This window comes from Streptomyces rhizosphaerihabitans (assembly GCF_025399795.1).
GTDB lineage: Bacteria > Actinomycetota > Actinomycetes > Streptomycetales > Streptomycetaceae > Streptomyces > Streptomyces rhizosphaerihabitans.
On sequence record NZ_JAODTZ010000127.1, the window covers coordinates 1 to 3430 of the forward strand.

Sequence of the window (3430 nt, forward strand, 5' to 3'; positions counted from 1 at the left end):
CCGAGCACGGCACAGCCGGCGACCGCACCGATCAGCGCGCGCCGGGCGAGCGGGGAGCGGCCCGGCCCGGAGGGCTCCGGGGGCTGCGCGCCGACGGGCTCCTCGGGCCGCGCACCGGCGGGCACCGCGCGTCCGGACCCGGCGGGCACCGGCTGTCGGTCTTCGATCTCCATGCCGCTCACTGTGCGTCAATACGAAGACCGCGCCCCGGCATGCGAAGCCTCGCGCGGATGGGGTTCACACCGATGGCCCCGGGTGCGACGCTGTGATCATGAGCCGTATCGAAGCCCCGCGCGACGAAGCGACCGGCAACCTGCTCGACCGTCTGCTGAGCGGTCTGCCGGCCGAGGCCGTCCTCACGGACCCGGACGTCACGGCCTCCTACGCCAACGACATGGCGAGCTTCTGCGAGGCGGGCACACCCTCCGTGGTCGTCCTGCCGCGCACCGTCGAGCAGGTCCAGCACATCATGCGCGTCGCGACCGAACTGCGCGTCCCGGTCGTCCCGCAGGGCGCCCGCACCGGCCTGTCCGGAGCGGCCAACGCCACCGACGGCTGCGTGGTGCTGTCCCTGGTGAAGATGGACCGCATCCTGGAGATCAACCCGGTCGACCGCATCGCCGTCGTCGAACCCGGTGTCGTCAACGCCGCGCTCTCGCGGGCCGTGGGCGAACACGGCCTGTACTACCCGCCGGACCCCTCCAGCTGGGAGACGTGCACCATCGGCGGCAACATCGGCACGGCCTCCGGCGGCCTGTGCTGCGTGAAGTACGGGGTGACGGCCGAGTACGTCCTCGGCCTGGACGTCGTCCTCGCCGACGGGCGGCTGATGTCCACCGGGCGCCGCACCGCCAAGGGCGTCGCCGGATACGACCTCACCCGCCTCTTCGTGGGCTCCGAGGGCTCGCTCGGCATCGTCGTACGGGCGATCCTGGCGCTGAAGCCCCAGCCTCCCCAACAGCTCGTCCTGGCCGCCGAGTTCGGGTCGGCGCGGGCCGCCTGCGACGCCGTCTGCCGGATCATGGAGGGCGGCCATGTGCCGTCCCTCCTCGAACTGATGGACCGTACGACCGTCAAGGCCGTCAACGACCTCGCGCACATGGGCCTCCCGGAGACCACCGAGGCGCTGCTGCTCGCCGCCTTCGACACCCATGACCCGGCGGCCGACCTCGCCCTCGTGGGCGCCCTCTGCGAGGCCGCCGGAGCGACCCAGGTGGTCCCCGCCGAGGACGCGGCCGAATCCGAACTCCTCCTCCAGGCAAGGAGGCTGTCGCTCACCGCGCTCGAAGCGGTCAAGGGCACCACGATGATCGACGACGTGTGCGTGCCGCGCTCCCGGCTCGGCGACATGCTGGACGGCATCGAGCGCGTCGCCGAGAAGTACGCCCTGACCATCGGCGTCTGCGCCCACGCGGGCGACGGCAACACGCACCCCACCGTCTGCTTCGACGCCACCGACCCCGACGAGTCCCGGCGCGCCCGCGAGTCCTTCGACGAGATCATGGCCCTCGGTCTGGAACTCGGCGGCACGATCACCGGTGAGCACGGCGTGGGCGTGCTGAAGAAGGAGTGGCTGGCCCGCGAGATCGGCCCGGTGGGCGTGGAGATGCAGCGGGCGATCAAGACGGCGTTCGACCCGCTGGGCCTCCTGAACCCGGGCAAGCTGTTCTGAGACCCCAGGGCCGTTCGCCGACCTCCGACGCGGCAGGGCCGTTCGCCGTCCTTCGTGTCGGCCGGTCACCGTCGGCCGGTCCGTCAGGGCTACTCACCGTCCGTGGACTCGTCCGACGGCCACGGGTCGCGCAGCCACAGGTCGTCGGGCGACGGGGTTCCCCCCTGGTCGAGCGAGGCCGAGAGCCTCGGGGACGGCGCGAGCAGCTCGGCCAGGCCGGCGTCGAGGCCGAGCCGCCCGGCCTCGGAACCCGGGGGGACCGCGATGAGAGTGCGCTCCAGCCAGGCCGACATCTGTGCGGCGGGCGCTTCCAGCAGCGCGTCGCCGTCCGGCGAGCTCAGCGCCATCAGGACGACGCCCCGGCCGCCGACCTTCGTCGGCCACACCCGCACATCGCCGTGGCCGCACGGCCGGAACACCCCCTCGACGAGCAGTTCACGGGCGAACGTCCAGTTGATGGGATGGTCGGAGCCGACGTGGAAGGTGATGCGGACGGCGTACGGGTCGTCGGAGCGGTAACCGAGGCGCGCCGGCACAGGGATGCTGCGCTCGGGCGACAGGACGAGCTGGAGCTCCAGTTCGCGTTCCACCACGGTGTGCATGTCGATGCGCTTCCTTTCGTCGTACGGGCTCCTCCGGGCGGGCCCGTACGAGTGGAGAGCGCCTGGCGCCGGAATCATTACGCGGGTTGGGAGAATTCTTTCGGGCCCGCTTCGGCCCTTCTTCGGATCTTCTTCGGCCCTTGTTCGGGCAGACCGCGCACAGCCTCGGACGTCCGCTCGCAAGAGGTGGCGGAACCTTGCCCGAAAGGAGTGGGTACGGCGGGACGGGCCGTGACGCGTGCGCAGGTCTGGTAGATGTGGACCCCCAACACGACCCCCGAGCAGATACGGGACGACGGACATGAGCGCCCCAACCCCGGCCCCCGGTGACGACAAGCCCCGCGAGGGGTATTACCCGGACCCCTCCATCCCTGGATATGTCCGGTACTGGAACGGTGCCGCCTGGGTACCGGGCACGAGCCGTCCGGCACCGTCGGGCGGTGAGGCGCTCGCCCCGCCGGCCGGCGCCCGCCCCGCGCATGTGCCCGCTCCGGCGCCCTCTCCCGAGTTCTCGCCTTCGCGCGGGCAGGGAGGCACTCCCGCCGCGGAGGAGACGGGTCCGCACTTCTTCGACGAGGACCCGCAGCCCCGCCGCGCCACCCGCACCGAGTCCCAGCACGGCAGCCGGCCCGAGCCCGCCGCCGCGTGGGGCGCCGACCGCTCCCAGCAGTCCGGCTTCGGCGGCGACCAGGACCGCAAGGTGTCCTGGGGCGCGCCGCAGGGACCCGACCCGCGCGTCCCGCGTGCGGCGGGGTCCGCCGAGGCGGTGACCCAGCCCGACGGGGCGGCGGCGCGCACGGACGGTACGACGACCATTCCGCCCGCCGACTCCGACGGCGCCCTCCGGCCCCCGGCGTCCGCGGGCCCCGTGGTCTTCCGCCGCCCCACGGGACCGGTGGCGCCCACGGGGCCGGAGGGTGCGGAAGGCGCCAGCGGTACGGGCGGTATCAGCCGTAAGGGTGAAGCGAGTTCGGGCCGGGCCGACGGCTGGGACGGCCCCGGGACCGGGGCCGCCTCCGGCACCGGGCTGTCCGGAGCCGGACCCTCCACCGCCACTCCGGGCGCCCCGGACCCCGTCCTCTCCGAGGGCGACAGGACTTTTCGTGCGCCCTCCCCGCGTACGGAGCAGCAGAGCGGGGCGCGCGGCGGGGGCACG

At 73.4% G+C, this 3430-nt stretch carries 3 protein-coding genes; 2 read left to right on the forward strand and 1 reads right to left on the reverse strand.

All coding sequences use genetic code 11. The features are described from left to right. Positions 1-265 precede the first annotated feature (265 nt). Positions 266-1672, forward strand: a complete 1407-nt coding sequence (locus N4G66_RS44860; protein ID WP_261710101.1) for an FAD-binding oxidoreductase — start codon at positions 266-268, stop codon at positions 1670-1672. Between the two features lie 89 nt (positions 1673-1761). Here the strand turns inward: N4G66_RS44860 and N4G66_RS44865 are convergent, their stop codons facing one another. Continuing rightward, positions 1762-2274 (reverse strand): SsgA family sporulation/cell division regulator, encoded by a 513-nt coding sequence (locus N4G66_RS44865; RefSeq protein ID WP_261710102.1) that lies wholly within the window; start codon positions 2272-2274, stop codon positions 1762-1764. A 301-nt stretch (positions 2275-2575) separates the two neighbouring features. Here N4G66_RS44865 and N4G66_RS44870 point away from each other — a divergent pair. Beyond that, on the forward strand, positions 2576-3430 hold an 855-nt coding region (locus N4G66_RS44870; RefSeq protein WP_261710103.1), incomplete at its 3' end, for a DUF2510 domain-containing protein.